Annotated in this window: 16 protein-coding genes and 1 pseudogene; 14 read left to right on the top strand and 3 right to left on the bottom strand. The window is 52.5% G+C overall.

The genetic code is table 11. The features are described 5' to 3' along the window. Positions 1-12 precede the first annotated feature (12 nt). Both CPH80_RS13245 and CPH80_RS13240 read left to right on the top strand, forming a co-directional pair. Positions 13-1,218, top strand: a complete 1,206-nt coding sequence (locus CPH80_RS13245) for an SO2930 family diheme c-type cytochrome (protein WP_096278470.1) — start codon at positions 13-15, stop codon at positions 1,216-1,218. A gap of 361 nt (positions 1,219-1,579) precedes the next feature. Next, a complete protein-coding gene (locus tag CPH80_RS13240) occupies positions 1,580-3,205 on the top strand; it encodes a class I adenylate-forming enzyme family protein (RefSeq protein WP_096278468.1) in 1,626 nt (541 codons plus the stop codon). Between the two features lie 8 nt (positions 3,206-3,213). Here the strand turns inward: CPH80_RS13240 and CPH80_RS22505 are convergent, their stop codons facing one another. Further along, positions 3,214-4,386, bottom strand: a complete 1,173-nt coding sequence (locus CPH80_RS22505) for a fibronectin type III domain-containing protein (RefSeq protein ID WP_227520154.1) — start codon at positions 4,384-4,386, stop codon at positions 3,214-3,216. A 161-nt stretch (positions 4,387-4,547) separates the two neighbouring features. Between CPH80_RS22505 and phnD the strand changes: the two genes are divergently transcribed. From phnD to CPH80_RS13190, 9 genes are all read left to right on the top strand, one after another. Then, positions 4,548-5,540: a phosphate/phosphite/phosphonate ABC transporter substrate-binding protein gene (gene phnD, locus CPH80_RS13230; RefSeq protein ID WP_096278466.1), complete on the top strand. Its 993-nt coding sequence runs from the start codon at positions 4,548-4,550 to the stop codon at positions 5,538-5,540. 53 nt (positions 5,541-5,593) lie between these two features. Beyond that, the gene (phnC, locus tag CPH80_RS13225; RefSeq protein ID WP_096278464.1) at positions 5,594-6,397 is read left to right on the top strand and encodes a phosphonate ABC transporter ATP-binding protein; all 804 of its coding nucleotides are present in this window, start codon (positions 5,594-5,596) and stop codon (positions 6,395-6,397) included. Then, on the top strand, positions 6,394-7,212 hold the full coding sequence (gene phnE, locus CPH80_RS13220) for a phosphonate ABC transporter, permease protein PhnE (RefSeq protein ID WP_096278462.1): 819 nt from the start codon (positions 6,394-6,396) through the stop codon (positions 7,210-7,212). Before phnC ends, phnE (CPH80_RS13220) begins: the two co-directional genes overlap by 4 nt. Next, complete coding sequence (phnE, locus tag CPH80_RS13215) at positions 7,206-8,015, top strand: phosphonate ABC transporter, permease protein PhnE (RefSeq protein ID WP_096281608.1); 810 nt, start codon at positions 7,206-7,208, stop codon at positions 8,013-8,015. The genes phnE (CPH80_RS13220) and phnE (CPH80_RS13215) overlap by 7 nt, the downstream gene beginning before the upstream one ends. A gap of 78 nt (positions 8,016-8,093) precedes the next feature. After that, positions 8,094-8,882 carry an HAD-IIB family hydrolase gene (locus tag CPH80_RS13210; RefSeq protein WP_096278460.1) on the top strand — a complete coding sequence of 263 codons (789 nt, stop codon included), beginning with the start codon at positions 8,094-8,096 and terminating at the stop codon, positions 8,880-8,882. Between the two features lie 45 nt (positions 8,883-8,927). Next, positions 8,928-9,755: a DeoR/GlpR family DNA-binding transcription regulator gene (locus tag CPH80_RS13205; RefSeq protein ID WP_227520153.1), complete on the top strand. Its 828-nt coding sequence runs from the start codon at positions 8,928-8,930 to the stop codon at positions 9,753-9,755. 71 nt (positions 9,756-9,826) lie between these two features. Continuing rightward, positions 9,827-11,083, top strand: coding sequence for a glycerophosphodiester phosphodiesterase family protein (locus tag CPH80_RS13200; protein WP_096278459.1), 1,257 nt, complete (start codon positions 9,827-9,829; stop codon positions 11,081-11,083). Between the two features lie 188 nt (positions 11,084-11,271). Continuing rightward, entirely contained in the window at positions 11,272-11,520 is a 249-nt protein-coding gene (locus tag CPH80_RS13195) for a type II toxin-antitoxin system Phd/YefM family antitoxin (RefSeq protein ID WP_053112999.1), read from the top strand. Further along, entirely contained in the window at positions 11,510-11,800 is a 291-nt protein-coding gene (locus tag CPH80_RS13190; protein WP_096278457.1) for a type II toxin-antitoxin system RelE family toxin, read from the top strand. The genes CPH80_RS13195 and CPH80_RS13190 overlap by 11 nt, the downstream gene beginning before the upstream one ends. Positions 11,801-11,967: 167 nt before the next feature. On the opposite strand, the gene CPH80_RS13185 is transcribed toward CPH80_RS13190, so the two are convergent. Continuing rightward, positions 11,968-14,157 (bottom strand): TonB-dependent receptor family protein, encoded by a 2,190-nt coding sequence (locus CPH80_RS13185; protein ID WP_096278455.1) that lies wholly within the window; start codon positions 14,155-14,157, stop codon positions 11,968-11,970. 172 nt (positions 14,158-14,329) lie between these two features. Then, positions 14,330-14,446 (bottom strand): annotated as a pseudogene (locus tag CPH80_RS21670) (transposase domain-containing protein); the annotation flags it as partial. A gap of 8 nt (positions 14,447-14,454) precedes the next feature. Here CPH80_RS21670 and CPH80_RS21875 point away from each other — a divergent pair. The 3 genes from CPH80_RS21875 (at position 14,455) to CPH80_RS13175 (ending at position 17,230) form a co-directional block, all read left to right on the top strand. Then, a complete protein-coding gene (locus CPH80_RS21875) occupies positions 14,455-14,637 on the top strand; it encodes a hypothetical protein (protein ID WP_172898571.1) in 183 nt (60 codons plus the stop codon). Positions 14,638-14,894: 257 nt separating this feature from the next. Continuing rightward, a complete protein-coding gene (locus tag CPH80_RS23345) occupies positions 14,895-15,182 on the top strand; it encodes a LysE family transporter (protein WP_197703549.1) in 288 nt (95 codons plus the stop codon). 227 nt (positions 15,183-15,409) lie between these two features. Beyond that, positions 15,410-17,230, top strand: coding sequence for an AMP-dependent synthetase/ligase (locus CPH80_RS13175; protein ID WP_157746897.1), 1,821 nt, complete (start codon positions 15,410-15,412; stop codon positions 17,228-17,230). The last annotated feature ends 68 nt before the right edge of the window (positions 17,231-17,298 follow it).

Below are 17,298 nucleotides of genomic sequence, written 5' to 3'. Positions count from 1 at the left end.
GGAGTACCTTCCATGACGCTAAAAAAACTGACAACAAGCGCTTTACTCTTTGGTAGTTTGCTGGTGCTTACGGCGTGCGGCGGCAGTGATGACGCCGACGATTCCGCGGGAGCTCCGCCACCAGCTGAACCAACAATTTGTGAGAACACAGAAGGCGCTATTAATACCTTGGCGCTGGCCACCGAGAACTGCCAGTCTCTGGCGAGTTACCGTTTGTTCAGCGATCCTACTGATCCCACGGCCAACCCAAACGGCACAGCTGTCGGCTACGACTTGACTACGCCACTATTTAGCGACTACACCAGTAAGTATCGATTCGTGTTTGTGCCAGAGGGTATGCAAGCTCAATATGATCCAGATGAAAGTTTCGAGTTTCCGGTAGGAACGGTCATTACGAAAACGTTCGCATTGCCCGCCGACACAGCGTTTCGTGGCATTGAAAATGAAACCAAAATAGAAACCCGTCTGCTGATTCGCAGAGAAAGCAGCTGGGCGGCATTGCCCTATGTATGGAATGCCGAGGGTACAAAGGCAACCCTCGCGATAGCAGGTGAGATCAGCGACCGGTCGCTGATCCATAACGGTAACGAGAAAGACTTCAAGTACCACGTGCCAGACATGAATCAGTGCAAGCAATGTCACCAGTTCAAAAGTGATTCCACCAGTTCTGTTAGCAAGTTTGTGCCCATCGGCCCGAAAGCACGTCACCTGAATGGTGATTATGATTATGGTGCGGACGGTATTCGGAACCAACTGCTCTACTGGCAAGAAGCCGGCATACTCGCGGGCCTGCCTGCAGACATGAACCAAGTGGATCGCATGGCTGTATATCAAGATGGCGATGAGGCAGGCCTTGACTCAAAATCACCGGAAGAGCTTCAAGCGCTGGCCAAGGGGTATCTGGATATTAACTGTGCGCACTGTCACCGGCCCGAGGGTGGCGGCAGCAATACCGGGTTGAACTTAGAATACTGGAGAGATTTTCCGACCAACAGATTTGCCCACGGTGTCTGCAAAAAGCCGGTGGCATACGGTGGAGGCACGCTCAGTTTCGATATTGTTCCGGGCGATGCTGAGAACTCGATTTTGCACTTCCGGATGAACTCAACAACAGCGGGTGACCGTATGCCAGAGCTTGCCCGCTCGCTGGTTCATACTGAAGGTGTTGCGTTGATAGCTGCGTGGATTGATGGCCTTACGGGTAGCTGTGTACCCTGATTATAGACTTTCCGTTCCAAGTCGCGGCCCGTTAATCGGGTCGCGGCGACCCTCCTGCATTTAAAATGCTATACAACTGCTAAACCGCTTCGGTTTCGATGGCAGTGTCGGTCACTTGCCCGAACTCCTTTCGGTCTATTTTTGCCGCCTAGACTTCCTTTCTCAGCACTCAAGTTTTTCAGTTAGCCCGGCGAGCGCTTCGCGTCAAGGCAGGTATTAATTTTATTAGGATGGAATTGCCAAGACTTTAGCGTTTTTTTGTCATTGCTGTCTTTTCTTAGAAAGCGTGTAATGAGTGCAATTTATTGTTGATCGGAAAATATTTTTTAGGGCGTCTAGCGAATACTAAAGGGAATGTTCAATGATTTTGCATAGTGAAAAACTAATAAAAAAATACACTGATAGCGGCTTTTGGGATCAGTCCACAATCATGGATCTCTTTGTTGCTAACTGCGAAGCACATCCCGAGAGGGAGGCAATTATAGACCCTCCTAACCGCCCAGACCTTGTTGGAACCCCGGCGTGCCGGCTAACGTGGGGTGAGACTAAAGCGGCTGTTGATGCGGTTGCCAGTGGTCTAGCAAGCATGGGTTTCGGAAAAGACGATGTGCTGGTTGCCCAGCTCCCGAATACTTGGGAGCTGGCTGTTTTGTATTTGGCCACGTGCAAGGCAGGAGGCGTTCTCTCCGCGCTGCCTGTGCAATGGCGCAGAAAAGATCTGGGCCATGTTAAAGAGCTTACAAAATCCCGATTTTACGTTTCAGCTGGAAGCTTCCATGGCTTCGACTTCCGCGAGATGGCCCAGGGCTTAGGTTTCGAGCATTGTATGGATCTGCCAGAGCTGACAGATATGGCTAGATCTACCTCAGTTAACGAGGTAGACGTAGAGATTTCGGGGAATGATATTTTCACGCTGTGCTGGACTTCGGGCACTGAGTCGGAACCTAAGGGATGCCCGCTTAGCCATAACAACTGGAAGTTTTTGATTGATCAGGCGTTTAGTCGAAAGTCATCAGGGTTAATGGATGGGGATCGAGTGCTGTGTGTGGCGCCTCTGGTTAATATGACAGCTGTTGGCGTAAGCCTTATTCCATGGCTTAAATGCGGTGGTGCGTTTGTTCTTCATCATCCGATTGATATGAAAGTGCTTATTCAGCAGCTTATTACTGAAGATATAAATTTCACTCTGCTGGTCCCAGCTATGTTGAATATGCTGCTGAAGCTGCCTAACGTCGATGATATGGATCTCTCCAATATCCGCACAATCGCCACGGGTTCAGCGCCTCCTTCTGCTTGGTCTATTAGTGAATTTAAACGCCGTTGGAATATCGAGGTCATTAATATCTGGGGGCAGAACGAAGGTACAGCCATTGTTGCCGGTGCTTTAGATGTCCCAGACGTAGATAAAATGGTTGATCATTTCCCCTGGTGGGGGAAAGGCGATATCAAGTGGCCAAGCGGTGCCCATGGTGTTGATATAAAAATCTTGAACGGGAGCGATGAAGAGGTCTCAGAGCCAGGCCAAGTGGGTGAACTCTGTTACCGCAGCCCGAGTGTTTTCCCAGGCTATTTTGGGCGGCCCGATATTACTGAGAGATCTTTCACTGCGGATGGCTATTTTAGAACCGGCGATCTCTTCATTGTAAGAGATGACAGCCACATTGGGTTCTATGATCGAAAGAAAGACATGGTTATCCGTGGAGGTTTCAACATCTCCAGCGCCGAGGTTGAAAACGCCGTGCTTGGATTCCCTGGCGTGAAGGAAGTTGCGGTGGTGCCGGTGCCTGATGAAGTGATGGGCGAAAAAGTCTGCATATGCGTTGTCCCCTTAGACCCGAATGACCCTCCAACCCTGGAAGAGATAAACCAGTTCCTGAAAGAGGATGGGATGAGCACGTATAAGCTTCCGGAGAAGATGAAACTGGTGGATGCTATCCCCAGAAATCCAGTGGGTAAAATTCTTAAACGTGAGCTTCGGGACGTCTGATCCTCGGTCTACCTGGTGATGGTCTTGATTGCAGATACTGACCAAGCACTCTCAAGGCCGTTGGTATCTATGGTTTTTATGGCGAAGTACCAGGTGCCCTCTCCAAGCCCTGCGATTTCGTATTCCATTAATTGACCATCTTCCACAATCGCTTCATGGGATCTTGCTTCAATGTTTTGCTCGGTACCGTAGCGAACGGTGTACTTGTCAATCTCACCCATCTCTAGCTTCTCACCGTTTACGCGGGTAGAAGGTGCAGTCCAGCTCATTTTGGCGGTGCCCGAAACTGGCTCTGGCTCTGGCTCAGGTGCAGTGGTATGTCCCGTGGAGATCAGAGTTTCTTCAAGGGCTGTAACCGCATCGGCCAGAGTCCCATCTTTAATGTCCGAACCTTCTAAAAATGCCTGTAAATGTTCAGCCTGTAGCAACCCTGCCAGCGTCAACAACTCAACGCTCAGGTCTAGGTTGTGCCCGCCGCTCAGCGGTAAAACTCCATTCTTATCAGAAACCGCACGGGCGGTTTCAAGCACATCACCCAGTGTGTCCCAGCGCTGGCCGTCTACCAGGCTCAGAAAGGCGATATTTAAAAATGCGGTCTTCAGATCCGAAGCTTGAGCACCGCTCAAGTCGGGCGCCGCGAGATCTATAGGCCTTTTGGATAGCGCCCCAGCGTCCAGCCCAAAGCGCCCTTCCTGTATTGCGAGTAGCTCCACGAACCGGGAAAGGCCACCATCTGGGGATTTGAGGAATTTTTCAAATGCCAAGGTTACCAGTGGTGTTAAAACGACGGCCCGGTTTTGGTCTGAAGGGTCCACAAGCGATTTCAATACCAGGTTATTACCCGGCCAAAACCATTCCCCAAAGCCAACACTGGGCCCCGACGGAGTTTTGCATTCAGGCTGAGCATCACAGCGGATGAGCGTTTGGGTATCTGATCGCAGAACCACTTTCAGCGCCTGAGCCGAATAGTTTTCAGGCACTGAGATGCGGAAGCCACCATTTTGGTTGGTTCTAACGGTTTCACCTATCTGTTCCCAGCCGCGATCCATGGCTCCAGGCTCGTGATACCAAATAGATATCAGCCCATCGTCAATGGTGCCTTTGACCGCATAGCCTTCCACCCAAAGTTTTTGCTCAGGAGTTTCGTCCGAGGGAGAGCCGCTGTCGGGCGTGTTTGTCAATCTACAGAGATTTGTGACCTTGCCTCGTGAAGGTTTACTGCTACTATCAATGTTCAATTGAACATCTAACAACAACAACCTAGCGAAACGGGTCCTCTCAGGATGTTCAATTCAAAGCATGGAGTTCTCATGCACGGACCGTTTCCAGATGGAGCATCGCAATGAACCTACGCAAAAAGTTATTTCCCAGCATTTTGCCATCGGCAACCTTAATGGCCTCAGCGTTATTGTTCGGTTTCAGTGGCCAAGCATTGGCCGACTGTGAACGAGGCTCGCTTGACGCCATGTACTGCGACGCAAACGGCGACATGGTCGCTGACTTGCCCACGGATGAATCACAATGGACCAACCCCGATACGTTGATTTTTGCGTACACGCCGGTTGAAGACCCCGCCATTTATTCAGATATCTGGCAGCCCTTCATTGATCACTTGTCTGAGGTCACCGGTAAAGAGGTTCGTTTCTTCGCCGTACAATCCAACTCTGCGCAAGTGGAAGCCATGCGCAGTGGGCGTTTGCATATTGCCGGCTTCTCCACCGGCCCAACGCCTTTCGCGGTCAATCTCGCCGGTGCGGTTCCCTTTGCGCTGATGGGTTCAGACACGGGTCGGTTTGGTTATACATTGCAGGTTTATACCCACAGCGATTCGGATATTTATGAAATAACGGATCTGAAGGGCAAGCGTGTCGCGCACACGTCACCAACGTCCAACTCGGGTAACCAGGCACCCAGAGCGCTGTTTCCGGAAATGGGAATCGTGCCGGGAGAAGACTATGAAATTTCCTTCTCCGGTAGCCATGATCAGTCCATGCTCGGTGTGGTCGCTCGCGACTACGATGCCGCTCCAGTCGCGTCAGAAGTGGTAGAGCGTATGGCCGCTCGTGGGCTGTACGACACAGATGACGTGCGGCTGGTCTGGGAATCGGATCGTTTCCCGACTACGTCTTACAACTATGCGCACAACCTGCATCCTGACCTGGTCGAGAAAGTCCGCGAGGCTTTTTACACCTTTAAATTTGCTGGCACCGAGTTGGGCGAAGAGTTTGAAGGCGTCGAAACGTTTGTCCCAATCAATTACAAAGACAACTGGAAGGTCATTCGCGCCATTCAGGCGTCCAATGGTGTTCAGTACACCCCCGACAATTTTCAATAAGAAAACAGAGAGCCTCTGACGACCCGTCGGAGGCTCTACCGGGAGTAAATTGTATGTTAGAAATTACCAGCCTCGTAAAGCGATACGGCAATAACGACCCTGTGCTCGAAGACCTTAATCTCACTGTCGATGGCAGCAGTGTTGTTGCCATTGTCGGCGCATCAGGTGCTGGGAAAAGTACGCTGTTGCGCTGCATCAACCGGCTGGTTGAGCCGACCTCGGGTTCGATCAAGTTGAACGGCCAGGAACTGATCAATCTTCGCGGCAGCGCATTGCGCCACTCTCGCCGACGCATAGGTATGATTTTTCAGGGCTTTAACCTGATTGATCGTTTGACTGTTATGGAAAATGTCCTTTCCGGGCGCTTGGGTTATGTGTCGTTATTCCAAGCATTGACTCGCCGCTTTCCGCAGACTGACATCGACCGTGCCTTTCATCTGATGGAGCGTGTGGGTATTGCGCACTACGCCGATAAACGGGCCGACCAGCTATCTGGTGGCGAGCGGCAGCGGGTTGCGGTTGTGCGGGCACTGATGCAAGAGCCGCAAATTTTGCTGGCTGATGAACCAACGGCTTCGTTGGACCCGAAAACCTCTCAGCAGATCATGAGCCTGTTACAAAGCCTCGCGAGCGAAATGTCGCTGCCGGTGTTGATCAATATTCACAACGTAACGCAGGCGCGGATGTATACCGATCGCATTGTCGGCATGCGTCATGGACAAATGATTTTTGACGGTGCGCCCAAAGATTTCAATCAGGATGCTCTGGATGCCGTATACGGCGGTATCGAATCGCCGGAAGAAGATGGCGGTGAGCCAGGAAAACAGGCATCCCAGGTTCAGGAGGCTTCGGCATGACAGGTGTCAGAACCGCAGCCGACGTTAAGTCAGGCAGGGTCTGGAAAAAGCCCCCCTTCATTGCCAATCCTTGGGTTCGCTATGGCTTGATCGCAATAGCCCTTACGTATCTGTATTGGGCATTCTCAACCTTGCCTTTCGATTGGCAGCGGGTTTACGAGGGGTTGCCGCGTGCCGCCAAAATTTTCGGTGGCGCCTTTCCTCCAAGTTTTGAGCGTGGAAGTCTGTTATGGACAGGGTTCAAGGAAAGTTTCCAGATTGCCTTTCTGGCGACCCTGATGGGTGTTGGTCTGTCGCTGCCCATCGCGGTGATGGCCGCCAAAAATGTGGCACCCTTGCCTGTTTATCTGTTGGGACGAACCATCATTATTATATCCCGCAGTTTTCACCCCGTTATCGTGGCCATCCTCTTTGTCGCAGCCGTCGGGTTTGGCCCGCTGGCGGGCATTCTAACTCTGACCCTGTATTCCATCGGTTTTGTTGCCAAGTTGTTGGCTGAGGAAATCGAAGAGATCGACTGGGGGCAGGTCGAAGCCATGCGATCGGCAGGAGCCGGCTACTTCAAAGTGCTGATCTACGGAGTTTTCCCGCAGATCATGCCACGCCAAATAGGGCTATCTATGTACCAGCTAGACAGCAACCTGCGCGCTTCCGCGGTGGTCGGTATTGTAGGGGCAGGTGGTATCGGCGGCACGCTGATGAACGCATTTGGGCGTTACGATTACGATTTCGCATTTGCCATTTTGCTGATGATTATTGGCATCATTTTGATCAGTGAAGGCTTCAGCGGATGGGTGAGGAAAAAAGTATGGTAGATCACGCTGAAAAACTGGCAGATCGCGTCTGGTCACGCTACGACCGCAAAGAGCAGTTGATTCGCTACGGGATCTATTTTGTGACCCTGGTGGCGGTTATCTGGGCGGTGAAAGACATAGACATTTTCTGGCCTTGGGTGTGGGACGCACCCAATCAGATTCAAAGCCTGGGTTCACGCATGTGGCCACCGGAGTTCAGCGCGTGGAATGCGATTTTCAATGCCATGTTGGAGACCGTCCATATCGCCACGCTGTCCACCATGCTCACGATATTCATCGCCTTACCGGTTTCCTACATTGCGGCGCAGAACACCACGCCAAACAAGGCAACGTTATGGCTTGGTCGGTTTATCCTGGTCTCCAGCCGTTCGGTGAATACCATCATCTGGGCGCTGCTGTTCGTGGCTATTTTTGGTCCGGGTGTGCTGGCCGGTATTCTGGCGGTGATGTTCCGATCCATTGGGTTCATTGGCAAGCTGATGGGTGAGGCTATTGAAGAAATCGATCGCAACCCGGTAGAAGCCATGCAGGCAACGGGCGCCAGTAAGATGAAGGTTGTGCTTTACGCGATTGTACCCCAGGTAATGCCGGCATTTTTTGCCATCATTATTTTGCGCTGGGATATCAATATCCGTGAATCCACCGTCTTGGGCCTGGTGGGCGCTGGCGGTATCGGGGTGTTGCTGCAGGGGTCAATCGACCTATTTGCCTGGCAAACCGTCGCGACAATCCTGTTAGCCATCATCGTTCTGGTCATTCTGGGCGAAGCGGTTACCAGTGTTTTGCGCAAAAAAGTCATTTGACGCTTGGCGATTTGCCGCCCGAATTCTTGGGCGGCATCTATACCTGCTATACCTGCCGTGAATTGGAATACAGACGACATGTTGAATAATTTCGAGTTTGGTGGCGCGGACATTCTGTTCACCGATGTGGACGATACGCTGACCACGGGCGGGCAGCTGCTGCCAGAGACCTATCTCGCGATTTGTCGCTTGGCGGCCGCGGGCATCAAAGTGATTCCGGTAACCGGAGGCTGCGCCGGCTGGTGTGACCAGATCATTCGAACCTGGCCGGTAACAGCGGTGATTGGTGAAGGCGGCGCTTTTTACGCAGAACGCACAGCCCCCATGACCGTTCGTTGGCACTACTGGGATAATGAAACGACCCATCGTGAAGACCAGGCTCGCATATTGGCGGCTGTTGCTGCACTGAAACTAGACTTCGCACCCAAGCTGGCCAGCGACCAGGCCTTTCGCTATGTGGATGTGGCGGTGGATTATAACCAGCAAGAGTCTTTAAGTCCGCAACAGGTGGCCAAGATTCACGACACTCTTAAAGCGCAAGGATTCAATGTTCGGGAAAGCTCGATTCATATCAACATCTGGCTGGGGGACTTCGATAAATCCACCATGGCAATGCGGGTAGGCCGTGATTTACTAGGCCTGGATCCGCAGGCATTGCAACAGCGCTCTGTGTTTATTGGCGATGCGCCCAATGACGAGTGTATGTTTCGCAACTTCCCGCTGAGTATCGGTGTGGCGAATATTCGTAAGCATCTGCCGGTGATGACCGATCGGCCGGCGGCTATTGCCAGCCAGTATTCAGGGTTGGGTTTTGCTGAAATGGCAGAGGCTTGGCTGTTACAGCGCGCAAAGTTGAGCTCGAGCTAGGCCTATACCCGCTGCGTATAGCAACAACATGGGGTAACTGACAGTGTGCTTAAACTGATGGACGCCACGGATCGGCAGCGAAGTATTATAGAGTGGGTGCATGAGCAAAAGCATGTCGAAGTTGAAGACATTGCGAGGCGCTTTGGCGTCACTACTCAGACCATTCGTCGCGACATCAATAAGCTTTGTGAGCAGGGTTTGTTGCGCCGTCGATACGGTGGCGTGAGCTTACCGACCAGCGCTGCTGTGCATCCTGTTGACGACGACAACCAGGTGCGCAACTTGTGGGCCAAACAGCAGATCGCTAAGCGCATTGCAGCTGGCATTCCGGAAGGGGCCACCGTCAGTCTTGGGGTGGGCTCTACCATTACACTGGTGGCGCAAGCGCTGATTCATCACAAGTCACTTCAGATTTTAACCAATAATTTCAATGTGGCGTCAGCGCTTTCAGGAAACTCCAACATCGAAGTCATCGTGTCTGGTGGACAATACCGGCATAACGACCATGATGTAGTGGGGCCAGAGGTCACCAATTTCTTTAATTCTTTCGTCACCGACTTCGGCGTCATCAGTACCGGCAGCATGGATCTGCAGCACGGCTTGATGGATCATGAAATTCGCGAGGCGGAAGTCAGCCGAGCGATCATTTGTAACACTCGGGCCCGCATACTGGCGGCTGATCGAAGCAAGTGGGACCGGAACTCACACTGCAAAGTAGCTTCGTTCAAGTATGTTGATCGTTTCTACACGGACGTGATGCCCAATCAGCAACGGGTAGGCCTACCGGGCTCGGTAGAAATTATCGAATGTGACGAATACACATTGGATCGCACCCGTCTTATTAACGCCCGCACCAGTACCGTGCGGGATTAATTGACCACTACACTGCCACCGACTAATGTCAGGTCGGGAGCTACCAAACCAACAAACAGAAGGAACCTGTCATGAAACGCTCATTGATCCTGCCTCTGCTCATCGGTTCTCTTGCTATGTTATCCGGCTGCAACGACAGCGATGACAAAGCCAGTGCGCCCGAAGCGACACCTACCGGAAACGACCAATCGTTAGTTCAGCTTGGCCCCAGGCCTTATTTTTTGGTCAATGATATGGATGACGGCGAACTGAAAAATACGCTACAGGCTTGTGAGTCAAAGCCCCTGGCTCGGACGGATTTCTCCATCGCCCACCGAGGCGCGCCGTTGCAATTTCCTGAACATACCCGCGAATCCTATGTGGCCGCTGCCAGAATGGGGGCCGGAATCATCGAGTGTGACGTCGCCTTCACCAAAGACCGTGAATTGGTCTGTCGCCACGCCCAGAATGATCTGCATACCACCACTAACATCGTGGCAGTGCCGGAGTTGAACGCCAAATGCACTACGCCCTTTGAGCCCGCCAGTTCGGACGGCGCCACACCGGCCAAGGCCGAATGCCGCACCAGTGACATTACGCTGGCTGAGTTCAAGTCGCTTAGGGGGAAAATGGATGCCTCTAATCCGGATGCCACCACACCCGAGGCGTATCTTGGCGGCACCGCCGATTGGCGTACGGAGCTGTATGCCACCGAAGGCACGCTGCTGAGTCATCGCGAAAGTATCGAGTTGCTCAAGGAGCTGGGCGTCAAGTTCACCCCGGAACTGAAAACACCGGTGGTAGATATGCCTTTTGAAGGAGACTACACACAACAGGATTACGCCCGGCAGATGATCAGTGAATACGCTGAAGCCGGAGTAAACCCTGAGAATGTATGGCCACAGTCGTTCCTGCTGGATGACGTCATTTTCTGGGTTAATCAGATGCCTGAATTTGGCAACCAGGCCGTATTTCTGGATGAAAAAGCGAACGACCCGGACAACGTATCTATGGCGTACATGGAAGGGCTCGCCCAGCAAGGGGTTCCCATTTTGGCGCCAGCGATTTGGAAAATGCTGACCCTGGACGGCAATCAGAAGATCGTACCGTCTGAGTACGCGATCAATGCCAAGGCTGCAGGCCTTGACCTGATTGGCTGGTCATTGGAGCGTAGCGGGCCGCTCAATACCGGCGGTGGCTGGTATTATCAAAGCATCAACGATGTCATTAACAATGATGGCGACATGTTCACAGTAATTGACGTGCTGGCTCAGGAAGTGGGTGTGATCGGGATTTTCTCAGACTGGCCTGCGACCACAACCTACTACGCCAACTGCATGGGGATTTAGGCGGTTTATTCAGCCGGTCTCGGGCGTCCGGGATTATTTCGAACCTTTCGGCCGGGAACCCCGGTCGGAAGATAATAAAGGTGGTAACCGAGCGACTGTTTTATGGGATCTGTTAAAAGGTCTTTTCCTTGCATATGAGCCCGCTCACCCTCAAAATGTGACCTATTAACAGGTCTTGGGGAAGAGTTATGACTAATCAAATTTATTCTGAAGTAACCGCGAGCATTTCAGAGCTCAAAAAGAATCCGATGGCGGCCGTGGATTCAGGAGAGGGGTTCCCGATCGTCGTTCTGAACCGGAACAAACCGGCATTCTACTGCGTTCCGGCTGAAATCTACGAAGCCATGCTTGACCGACTTGACGACCAAGAGATGGTAGCAATTGTGAAAGAGAGACTTGTAGAGCCAAGTATTCGAGTCGATCTCAATGAGCTTTAAGTATTCGCTTGCGTTCAAACCATCAGCTCTGAAGGAATGGAAGAAGCTTGCCCCGGCAATTCGGGATCAGTTTAAGAAAAAGCTTACGAGGCGCCTTGATGAACCTCACGTTCCAGGTGACGCCCTGTCGGGGCTGCAAGGTTGCTACAAAATCAAATTAAAGAGTGTTGGATATCGCTTGGTTTACCAGGTTGAGGACGGAGAGGTTTTAGTGACTGTTGTGGCCGTAGGGCGCCGGGAACGCGGTGATGTATACAGCAAGGCGAAAGGTCGAACTTGAATTTGGGTAACTTTCCTTAGGCGCGACGTCATCACTATATTTTGTTGCAACACAGGGACCTCATCCTACTCGATATGCGCCCGGCACGGGCACATAAAAAGACCCGGTCACGAACCGGGCCGAACGAGCATTGAATTATCTCATCGAAGGCTAGGATTCCCCCCTTGTCAGAAATCGACGCTGATACCCACATAGGCCGTGCGAGGCAGGTTAGGTCTGGCGCCATGGGGGCTGCGGGAAACGATTTCCTGGTCATCGAGGACGTTATCGACCTTGGCATAGACCCGGGTGGATGGGTTCAGGGCGTAGCTGCTGGAGAGGTCCACCACGGTGTAGTCGTCGGTTTTACGGAAGGTGTTATCAGTGCCTGAGCGGTCACAGCTGTTGTCGATGCAGGTTTCGTCAACATACGAGATATTGACGTAGGCATCCCAGAGGTTGCCATCGCGCAGGCCTGCACGCACAGATACGACATTTTCGGGCAAGTCTGCCAGGTTGTCGCCCTTGCGCACGCTACCATCGTCGCTGTCTTTGGTGACTTCGGCGTTGGTGTAGGTCCAGGTGGCCTGCACCGGCGCAGCCAGACCGTTGGCTAGCGTGAACTCAGAGGCGGCCAGCAACTCGAGGCCCTGAATCTTCGATTCTCCTTCACTGACTGTCCCGGAATCAATGATCTGATTGCCGATGCTGCAGGGATTGGCGATGGAGCAGTTTCTCACGGTATTTTCATAATCGCTGTAGAACACGATGGCTTCGGCACGCAAGCCACCATCGTTATATCGTGCGCCAGCCTCGAAGTTGGTGCTCAACTCCGGCTCCACGTTAGTGCCGCCGGAGCCGGCGGGCGCCATGCCGCGGTGCACGCCACCGATCAGGGTAACCGTCGGGCTCAGGCGGTAGGTTGCGCCAAGGCCGGGTAGCACCTCGCTGGTGTCGTTGCTGGCAGTTTCGGTTTCACTGGCCGACGTGCGCTCCGAGGTGCTCCAGCGGGTCTGCGAGGTTTCAATATCTTCATAGCGCAGCAGGGCAGTTACGGTCAGGTCGGGGTTAATGGCGATCCGGTCCGCGAAGAACAGGTTAAGGGCCTCGGCCTCGTCGATGCGGTTATCACCGCCGGTGGGTGCGATCTGTTCAACAAATTCGAAGGCCGGGCGGCCATTGTTAATGACCTGTTCATAGCGGTCCTTGGGCTGGAAGCGATCGGCTTCGTCCTCGTGCACACGGGCGCCAACGGTAAAGTCGTGGCGCATACCCGCCAGTGTGAGGCCATAGTCGGCTTTCACTTCGATACCCTGGGACAGGTATTCCCGTGCGCCGTTGGTCAGCGTGAATGGGCCAACGGGCTCGGTACCCTGAAGCTGGCTGTAGGCCGTCTGGTCGCCATTGTTGGCGGCTTTAATCAGGTTGTTGAAGTTACCTTTGTACCAGTTGCGCTTGAACTCGTTGCGGTAGAGCGTGGTGGTCAGTGACAGGTCTTCAGTCAGTTCCACCAGATGCCTGGCGGAGTAGCCCTTGTGGCGGTTGTCCATGTTGTCGAGCTGGGACAGGAAGTAACGCTTGTTCGGGTCACGCCTGAAGTCGTCGTCGGTTAGTCCAAGGTAGGTTTCGTTGCTCAGTTCCTCACTGTACTGGACCTTCAGATCGAGCTGGTGATAAACGTCAGCGGAGGCGTCGGAATTAAAGCGCGCCTTGGCAACGTAGTCCTGCTTTTCGAAACCGGTATCACGGCTTGATTGTTGCAGTTCCTTGAAGCCGTTTGTTTCGTCCTGGAAGGTTTCGATCACGAATCCGGCGTTGTCGGTGCTGTTGCCGTACCAGCTGTGAATGCGTTTGCCTGCATTTTCCGAGATTTCGGTCGTTACATGACCAGCTTCCGATGAGGGAATTGGAGTTGAACGCAGGTTAATGGCTCCACCCACCGTATAGGGGCCGTAACGCAGCAGGTCTGGCCCTTTCAGAACCTCGATTCCGTTCATTCTGCCGAACGTTGGTGAGTAGTAGGCCGCTGGCGCCGAATAGGGTGCCGGAGCGATCATCACGTTATCTTCCATCAGTGTGATCTTGGAAGAGCGGCCGGAGCCTGAGCCACGAATGCCGATGTTCGGGCGCAGGCCGTAGCCATCCTCTTCCTTCAGGTAAACCCCTGGCACCTCTCGCACGGCTTTGTGAATGTCCGTGTACTTCATGGTTTCCAAGTCTTCGCTGGTAACCACATGGGCGGAACCGGGCAGGGCGGATGCGGATGCTTCATCGCCGATGATGACCAGTTCGTTGAGGCTATGCTCCTGGGCCATGGTCGGCACAGAGGCGGAAATGACCGCCAGTGCCAAAAGGTTTCGGGAAAAAGGCGTAGACATGTTGCTCTCCTGTTACAACGGGTTAAAATCAGGAGGGCAACTATACAAATGATAATCATTAACAACAAGAAAAAATTCTCATCTTCTGGTTTTTAGCGTACATCCAATCTCTTGCGGTGTGTTTAACGGAGCTGGAACGCGACCGGCAATTGGAAGCGGAAGGCCTCGCTGGTCATGTCATCCGGTACTGGCGGAAACGGCTTAGCACATCCTTCAGGTAGGCATACCGATCACGCCCGTTCAGCTTCGCTGACTTGATCAGAGTCATCACCGCATCCGCGCGTCGGCCATCGCTCGATGTTCGCAAATTTGTCACTCAAAGAACAAAACGATTTGTGGATGTTCTGGATGGAAAACGCCTTAACCTTCTACGACAATCGGGATTCTGAAAAAATCATCATGGTGACCCACAATGCCTTTGATCTTGCCTGCCTAGCTCGAACCCGCAATCCTGATTGCATGCATGTCGCCGACAAATAGGATTTCCAGATGTGTTGGACGCACCAAATTGATGTTTTGGTTGGAACGAGATCGAGACATGCGGTGCTCCTATTATCAACGACGTCAATGTCCAAAAGGTGTAGTGAAAGTTAGGAAAGTATAGCTCAAACCTTGGAAGGAGAAATAAAAAACAAATAAAAACAATCGGTTATAGCATAAGCCAATATGATCTATCTTCTTGTATCAGTTGGCCATTGGACTGAAGGCCCCTTTTTGCTGCGAGAATTTGTGGATAGATGGCTAAAGCGAAGAACGGCCTGCTCAGACCTACACTTACCCACGGGGCACTCCATGGGAGTCGAAAGACCTTATTCACGATATGGGGTGGGGCGGTAAGTTTTATCGTCGCTATTGCGCTCTGCATGTTTGGAATTGGAGCGCTAATAAAGTCTTCTTTAATTTGGCTTTCGATCCTTAAGTGGGTCGGTGGTTTTTACCTCGTCTGGCTTGGGATTCAAGTGTGGCGCTCCCCCCCCCCGATTACGACCACAGTCGACGCTGAGGTTAAAGCCGTCAACAGCTGATGGCTCTTGCGTCAAGGTATGATGGCATCATTAACAAACCCAAAAGGTCTTTTGTTTTTCAGCATTACCTCTTTAGATAACTTTAATCGCGAAACTCCTGCCGTTGCGCAGGCGAATGGTCGAACGAGGTTTCATCTTCTTGGTGATCATCCTTGACACTCATTCGTGCTCAACATATTCTCCGTTTGGAGAATAAAAAATAAAGAGCAGGAGCACCTATGCACAGAGTGGATATCGACAGCAAGCCGGTAGCGAACCGGAGTTTTTTGGACGAGTTGTCCGATTTCGTTCTTCGCGCTCCGAACAGCATTTTTCTTCGGTGCAGCGATAGCGCGATGAGCTGGACCAGGCAGGATTTTGTGACCCTCGCGGGCAAGCTTGCGGCGCAACTTAACGCTTTTGGCGTACAGCGTGGGGATGCGATTGGTCTATTGCTAGGCAATGTTCGGGAATATTATCTGGCCGATGCTGCCACCCTGTTTGTTGGTGGTGTGCCAGTCTCTCTGTACCCAACTTCCTCTGCGGAACAATTGGCATACATGCTCGATGATGCGGGTGTCAGCCTATTGTTTACCGAGTCGAGTCATTTACCCAGCTTGGTCGAGCAGTCAGAGCGATTCGCGGGTCTCAAGCTTATTGTGACTGTTGATGGTCCGCCATCTGGCCAACAAGATAGTTACCCATGGCCGGTTTACAATCTCGATGCGCTACTGCAACAGGTGCATAACGAACTGAAGCTAGCCGACGCTGCGGCTGCTGCCCATCCTGAAGAACTTTTGACTCTGGTCTATACATCTGGCACCACCGGCGCCCCCAAAGGTGTCCGACTTACTCATGCCAACCTGCTCAGTGCGGCCCGCAATATGGGCACGTTAATGCAGATGGTCGAGGGGGGCCGGATCATCTCCTGGTTACCCCACGCCCATGTCGCCGGGCGTAACGGTCAATATTATTGCCCGGTCATTTTCGGTTTAGAGGTGACACTTTGCCCTGATCCCAAGCTGCTACCGCAATATCTGAAGACCGTGCGGCCTACCTGGTTTTTCGCCGTACCTCGTGTGTGGGAAAAGCTTAAGGCTGGAATCGAAGCAGAATTTGAAAAGCTTCCACGCTCCGTTCAAGCTGATATTCAGACTGCGATGGCGACTAATCTCTTACTTTGTAACAGTCCCGACGCCACAGACGATTTGTCCGCTGAAGCGCAGGCACATTTGCTGCAGGTGGAAACGACTTTATTCGCCCCCCTGCGTGCAAAAATTGGGTTGGATCAAGCGAAAGCACTGAACACCGGCACCGCGCCTACCCCTGTACACGTTTTGGAATTTTTCGCAGGTCTCGGATTGCCCGTGGGCGATATCTTTGGAGCGACCGAAACCTGCGCCTGCGGGACCATTGGCTGCCCTGGTAGCTTTCGATTGGGCAGCGCGGGAAAAGTGGTGCCAGGCATGGAAATAAAGATTGCCGAAGATGGTGAAATTTTGCTGCGCGGTCGACCGGTCATGCGGGGTTACCACAAACAGCCAGAGAAGACTGCAGAAGTTCTAACAGACGACGGTTGGTACAAAACTGGCGACGTCGGTCGTCTGGATGAGGATGATTTTCTCTGGGTTACCGATCGCAAGAAAGAGCTGATCATTAGCTCGAGCGGCAAGAATATGTCGCCGGCGAACATAGAAGCCATGCTCAAGTCTGGACATCCGCTGATAGGTCAAGCCTGCGTGGTTGGTGACCGGCGACCTTTCAATGTCGCGTTGCTGATGCTCGATCCCGACTATGCCGCAGCCTGGGCAGGCCTTCGTGGGATCGTTGTACCCATGGAAGAACTTGCTCAGCACCCGGAAGTTCAAGCCGCTGTCGCCGAAGGCATCGCAATCGGCAATTCCCGGCTATCGAGAGTCGAGCAGATCAAGAGGTACACGATATTGAACGTGGAGTGGCATCCAGGCGGCGATGAGTTGACGTCCACGATGAAGCTCAAACGCAAAGCAATCGAACACAAATACAGCGCCCAAATTCAGCACTTGTACGGGATTGAACAGACATTCTGAAAAATTACCCAGCCTTCTCTTGCTGGAAAGTCGGCACAAGAGGGCGCCTAAAACGCTCCATTTGGAGA

Origin of the sequence: Marinobacter sp. LV10R510-11A (assembly GCF_900215155.1) — a bacterium.
Lineage (GTDB): Bacteria > Pseudomonadota > Gammaproteobacteria > Pseudomonadales > Oleiphilaceae > Marinobacter.
Note: the sequence above shows the minus strand (reverse complement) of the source record. Positions and strands in the feature narration are given on the sequence as shown.